Source organism: Cryptosporangium sp. NPDC051539 (assembly GCF_044454545.1).
Classification (GTDB): Bacteria; Actinomycetota; Actinomycetes; order Mycobacteriales; family Cryptosporangiaceae; genus Cryptosporangium.
Window position 1 is genome coordinate 1,248,799 of record NZ_JBITDV010000001.1, and the last position, 6,000, is coordinate 1,254,798.

Below are 6,000 nucleotides of genomic sequence, written 5' to 3' on the forward strand. Positions count from 1 at the left end.
CCGCGCTAGACATTCGTGGCCCAGGGCGACTCCGCGCGACGCTCGGCCTCACGATCGCGCCAGTTCTGCTCCCAGCCGTCGTTGCGCGCGATGGTGTCGATGCACAGCGGCCCGGTGAGCGCGGCCGCCGCCGCCTCGTCCGGCGCGGCGCCGGGCGTCGGATTGCCCGACTCGAACGCGTCGATCGCGCGCAGCAGCAGCCGCCGGTTGGCGGTGACCGCCCGGTCGGACACACCGAGCCGCTCCACCGTCCGGTCCTGGATCCGGCCCATGCTCTCCACCGCCCACTGGTCGTGGACGTTGATGTCCAAGCCCATCCCGGTGTAGGTCAGGTCCCGCTGCTCGGCCGGGTCGAAGCCCCAGTTGTTGGCGCGGTTGCGCAGCGGTCGGTAGTCCGGCAGTTCGACTTCCTTCAGACGCTGCTCGAGCAGCGTCGCCTGGTCGGTCTCCTCCCGGAAGTCGTACAGGATCATGTACCAGTAGTGGTTGAAGTCGTCGACCGGCACGTGCCACTGGATGAACGCCTTGCCGTTGCCGAACGGCACCACGAACGCGTTCGGGAACACCAGGTTGGTGATCCGGACGTGCTTGATGTCCTCGGTGAGCTGACGTAACGCGTAGACACGAAGCCCGTGCTCCACGGTCTCCACTTCGATGTCCGGCCGAAAGCTGTCGCCGACCAGCTTCGAGAGCTTCATCCCGGTGCCCTCGACCTCTTCGCTGAACTGCTGCCCGTAGACGTCACGCGGGTCCTCGCCGACGAACTTGTGGAGGAAGCTCACGTGGCTGGGGTCGATGCCGCCCTCGACGCCCTGCAGCCAGTTGCACTCCCAGAGGCCCTTGAACGCGAACGTGTACTGCTCCGGCGCGGTGAAGCAGTCGTAGTGCGGGAACGGCGGCGGGTCACCGGCGCCCAGGTACGCGAACACGATCCCGTTGCGCTCCTCGCACGGGTAGCTCGGGATGCTGATCTTCTCCGCGAACCTGCTGTGCGCGGGCTCGGCCGGCTGCTCGAGGCAACGGCCGTCCGCACCGTAGAGCCAGCCGTGGTAAAGGCAGCGCAGGCCACCGTCTTCGTGCCGGGCGTACGCGAGATCGACGCCCCGGTGCGCGCACCAGCGCCCCACCAGGCCCCAGCTGCCGGACTCCCCCTTGAACAGCACCAGGTCCTCACCCAGCAGCCGCACGGGCTTGACCGGACGGTCCGCGGGCATCTCCGACACCAGCGCGGCCGGCTGCCAGTAGGCCCGCATCAGCCGGCCCAGCGCAGTGTCCGGCCCGGTCTGTGTGACGCGCTCGTTGTCCGCCTGACTGAGCATGCCCGACCCTCCCGTTAACGCATCCCGTTTACCGGATTTTGGATCCAATCTACGGTCACGGGAGTGCGTTGGCAATGGAAGGGCGACTCTCTTGCCGCTGGACTCGAGAGTCCCGGGCTCATCCACGACAGCGCTGTCCCGGCGAAGACCTTGCCGTGTTGCTCGTGGACAGCCGGCCGATGGATGATCGCCGCCGCCCGCAGCCGCGAAAGGCCACAGAGAACCGCTCGCCCGCTCGCCGTGCCACCCTCGAAGGCCTCACCACCGATCTCGCCGCGGCCTTCGGACTCTGTGAACCCGCGATCGCGACGACCGCGAAGCCCACCGCATCGCCCGCGACCTCCTGCAGCCACTCACTACCCTGCCCGCCGTCCGGCGGCTCATCGGCACCCGCCGCCCCCCGCTGCCCTCACTCGGCCACGCGCTCGCGGACGCTCGGGCCGCCCTGCCGGAGGCGACCACCGGGCGTCGGTGCCGGCCAGTCCGTCCACCCCGCCCGACGTGTGCCGGACGGTCACCGAGAACCGGGCGCGTCGGCCCGGCGCTTCGCCTCGCGCCGGAAGCCGTGCAGTACCGGCTCGGTATAGCCGTTGGGCAGGCCGTGCCCGTCGGTGACGAGTGCCCGCGCCGCGGCGATCCATCGCACGACGTAACCCAGGATCCCCTGGACGTTGTTGTCGAGTTCCGCCGCGATCTCCTGCGCTGACCAGTCGGCGGCCGTGGGCGACGGGACCCAGGCGCACGACGCGCCGGCTCGCGGATGAGCGCGCTTCTGCTCGAGCATGTCGGCCAGGTCGTCCGGTGCGGGCCACATGCCCTTACCGATCTGGGCCCGGCCACGGAACCCGGCCCTCAGCGCGGTCTCGACGTTGTTGTCCTCGTACGCGGCGATCCCTCGTTGCGTACGCATCTCTGCTTTCCGCACCATCGGTCCGGCGAACCTCGAGGTGTGCAATTCGTCCCCGGTCCGGTCGAGGAACCCGGTGTTGACGAAGACGACCCGGTCGCGAGCCGCGTGGAGGCAGGCCGCGAGATTCGCGGAGGTGCGCCGCTCCTCGTCCGTGATGCCGATCTTGATCGTCCTGGCGGGCAGGCCCAGTATCTCCTCGACCCGCGCGAAGACCTCGACGGTGAACGCGACCTCGTCGGGGCGGTGCAGTTCGGGCTTGACCACGTACGTCGAGCCGTGTCGCGAGTTGCCGCCCCGGGCGTCGCCCCGAAGGTCGGGCAGGCTCCCCAGCCCGCGGACGAGCGCGTCGAGCAGGCCTTCCGGAACGGGCCGGCCGTCCGGACCCAACACCGCGTCGGAGCTCATCAACAGACCGACCTGCCGGAGGAACAACAGCGAGCGGCCCGGGAGGGTGAGGGCCGACCCATCGGGCTTCCGGTAGTGCCGGTCCGACGCCATGACGCGTTCGAACGTGCGACCGTCCTTGGTGACGGTGGCGGTCAGTCGCCGCTGCATGAGTCGCAGCCCGGCTCTCCCGGACTTGCCGCCGGGCCGCCTACGCGCTGTCACACCCGGCAGCGCGGTCACTGATCGGGCGAGCCCGGTGCTGATCAGATTCCATGCTGGATCGAGGTGGCAGGCAGCCAGGCCCGCCACCGGTGGCGGCGCCGTCGCCGGGCCGGTGGCTTCCTCCGCGGGGGCCGCGGAGGGAACGGCATGGAACGCACTCCAGGTGACGGACGCCGGCAACTGGAGGGAGTTCTCGTGAGCGTGCGTGGCATCGTCGTCAAGGTGGCGGTGGTCGGGATCCTGGTAGTGGGAAGCCTCGGTTTCACCGCTGGTACCGCGCAGGCCGGTACGTGCAGAAACTGGCAGGATCTCGCCTCGGCCTTTCGGGACCTGTTCATCTACGACGCTGGGCAGAGCCAGGCGGCAGGGAGCGCGAGCGCGAGGTCGTACTGGGACCAGCAGGCCCAATACGACTTCGCGAACTGGAAGTTCTACGAAGGGCGCTACAACACCTGTAACGCGCACGTTCCGTGAGGGCGGCGCAGCGCGAGTGAGGGCGGCGCAGCCTGGCGCGGCAGCCGGTCGACGTCCAGGACGTCGTCCTGGTGCATCAGCGACGCTGATGATGCGTCCGCGGCAGGGCGGGTCGGCCCGGTGAACGCGATCACCGGCCTCGACGATCCCGGCCCCGGATCGTCGGGGCCGGGGGCCTGGTCGGGCCCAAGGGAGCCCACTGCTCACCCTTGAAAACACCTGTCACGATGTCCTGGAGGCGCACACGCGGGTCGCGCCAGCCAGGGGGCGCCGCTGTGGACCGACGAAGCGTGCTGACCGGGGTCGCGGTCGCAGTGGTCGCCGCGCTGAGCGGGTGCGCGGACGACCACCGGCCGGTCCCGGCCCGGCCGAGCAACTGGGCGCCCTCGGCGGCGGGCTCGGCCACGACCGACGGAACCCCCGCCGACACGTCCAGCTCCCGCTTCGACGCGCCGGTCGGGTTGGTGAAGGCGCCGATCCCCCGCGGGACGATCACCCGGCTGCCCGGGACCGGCCGCTGCCTTGCGCTCACCATCGACGACGGCACCAGCAGCGCCGTGCTGGGCGCCTACGCGCAGCTCTGCCGGGACACCGGCCTGCGGGCCACCTTCTTCTGCAACGGAATCAACGAGAGCTGGACCGAGCACGCGCCGGTGCTGCGCCCACTGGTGGAGAACAACCAGATCTTCCTGGCCAACCACACCTGGTCGCACCCCGACCTGCTGCACCTGAGCGCCGCCGAGGTCACCGACCAGGTCCAGCGCAACGAGCAATTCCTGAAGAACACCTACGGAGTCACCGGCCGGCCCTTCCTGCGGCCGCCCTTCGGCCACGGCGACGGGCGGCTGAACAACCAGCTGGCCGACCTGGGCTACCCCGGCGTGACCATGTGGCTGGGCAGCCTCGGCGACGCGATCGTCCAACCGCCGCAGAAAATCGTCGCGCTGGCCGAACAATGGTTCCAGCCCCAGCACGTGGTGATCGGGCACGCCAACCACCGCCCGGTGATCAAGGTCATGGACCGCCTGATGGGGATCATCGAGCAGAAGCGCCTGCAGCCGGTCCACCTCGGCGACGTCTTCACCGTCTGACCCACGACCTGAATCGGACGATGGTGGCGGCGATTTCCCGACGGTCTGCCTCACCCCGCCGATCAAGTCGATCACCGGTGCGCTCGGCTGCGGTCTTCTCGGAGGGCCGGCCAGGCCTGCAGCGCTTCACGGCCCGGCGCGGGCTTTGCGGGTCAGCCGTCGCCCGGACAGAGGACGCGGCGCGGCGCACCGCGGGTCGGCGCCAAACACCACGCGACAGCGGAACTGACGGCACCACGGCGGTAGACAGGCCTGTGATTCGCCGCGGATGTTGTCCGCCGTGCGTCCGGCCCCAGTGACAGCCAGTGGAACACGTCGGGACACCACCGGACACCTCCCGGCCGATTTCGGCCGCGAAGCCAGCGGACACGGAACGACCCCCGGTCAGCGTTTCCGCCGGCCAGAGGCCGTTTTCCCTGCGTGTGGCGGGTGACGTGTTCGAACCTAAGCCGACGGATTTACAGTCCGTCGCCATTCGAGTGGGATGGCTGGCCGGGCGTTTAAGCTCGGGGGTGTGGACGACTGTCGCCCGTGTTGCCGATGGCGGTGACTGTCAGGTCGTCCATAGGCTCAACGGAGCCTCAGCCCCAAGCTTGTGGGCCTTCGCCCACTCACGGATCGCCTGGTTCTGTTGGCGGTTGGCGTGGTCAGCAGTTGAGGCCGCCGGTCCACGCCCAGAGGTTCAGCTGACGCCAGGTATTTGGTCCGACGATGCCGTCTACGGGGAGCCCGAGGCAGCGCTGGAAGCGGCGGACGGTGCTGTCGGTGGTAGCGCCGAAGCTGCCGTCCTGAGCGATTTCGACGTTGTCCATCGAATAGTTGAGCTCGCACTGCACCTGCCGAACCGCCGTGCCGGAACTGCCGCGCTGGAGGGTCGGCTGGCTGTTGGTGTACGTGCACTTGTTGGATATGAGTTGCGCACTGGCAGGCGTGGCGAGGACACCGCCGACGGCTAGGGCGGCGAGGACGGAGATAAGCAGAGCGAGAAGCCGCCCGACGGTACTGCGGGGTCCACTGTGCACGGCAGCGTTCAGCGTTTTCACGATGCAGGGCCTCCGATGGTGAGGATGAGTGTCGGTACGACATGTACGACACCAGCGCTGGCTACACATTGGATACATATTCGCTATACATGTTCGTTTACGCCCATCTGGGGTAGCGGCGCTTCGCGCCGAAATCGCCATGTGGCCAATCCGATCTGGGTTGAGCGGGGTCGCCACGTACGCGAAGTGGTTGGTCGCCCTAGCTGCGCTGTCCAGGGAGGTTGGTCAGGCGGGTGATGGGTGGCCTGACGCAGTGCAGTCCCCTAGTTGCCACAAAAGTGGTCAGCGGGGCTCGTGGTTGCCCGATAGTTCAGTGGTTCAGGCTAGCCTCAATACCGGCAACTTAGGTCTAATTCGGTCGTTGGTCAGGTCGTGCCACGTGCGGGTCAGGTAAGGGTCGTCGGTGAGCGGTTGTCGGATCGGGTCGCGCTGGGGGTGCTGACGACCCGGGTGTTCCCGAGGGCCCCGGCAAAGTCGTTAGGTGATGCCGAGTAGGGCCAGGGGTCGGGTGCTGTCGCGGGCGTGGTGTCGGGTGGCTGCGGCGATGTTGGTGA

4 protein-coding genes and 1 pseudogene are annotated in these 6,000 nt (G+C 68.7%); 2 read left to right on the forward strand and 3 right to left on the reverse strand.

The window, feature by feature from the left end:
• Positions 1-5: 5 nt before the first annotated feature.
• Together ACIBZJ_RS05920 and ACIBZJ_RS05925 are read right to left on the reverse strand one after the other, a co-directional pair.
• Positions 6-1,319 (reverse strand): Rieske 2Fe-2S domain-containing protein, encoded by a 1,314-nt coding sequence (locus ACIBZJ_RS05920; RefSeq protein ID WP_395925944.1) that lies wholly within the window; start codon positions 1,317-1,319, stop codon positions 6-8.
• A gap of 514 nt (positions 1,320-1,833) precedes the next feature.
• Positions 1,834-2,802, reverse strand: a pseudogene (locus ACIBZJ_RS05925) (malate synthase G); the annotation flags it as partial.
• 231 nt (positions 2,803-3,033) lie between these two features.
• On the opposite strand from ACIBZJ_RS05925, the gene ACIBZJ_RS05930 reads away from it, so the two are divergent.
• Entirely contained in the window at positions 3,034-3,312 is a 279-nt protein-coding gene (locus ACIBZJ_RS05930) for a hypothetical protein (protein ID WP_395925946.1), read from the forward strand.
• Positions 3,313-3,587: 275 nt separating this feature from the next.
• On the forward strand, positions 3,588-4,403 hold the full coding sequence (locus ACIBZJ_RS05935) for a polysaccharide deacetylase family protein (protein WP_395925948.1): 816 nt from the start codon (positions 3,588-3,590) through the stop codon (positions 4,401-4,403).
• Between the two features lie 647 nt (positions 4,404-5,050).
• Here the strand turns inward: ACIBZJ_RS05935 and ACIBZJ_RS05940 are convergent.
• Positions 5,051-5,446 carry a peptidoglycan-binding protein gene (locus tag ACIBZJ_RS05940; RefSeq protein WP_395925950.1) on the reverse strand — a complete coding sequence of 132 codons (396 nt, stop codon included), beginning with the start codon at positions 5,444-5,446 and terminating at the stop codon, positions 5,051-5,053.
• Positions 5,447-6,000 lie beyond the last annotated feature (554 nt).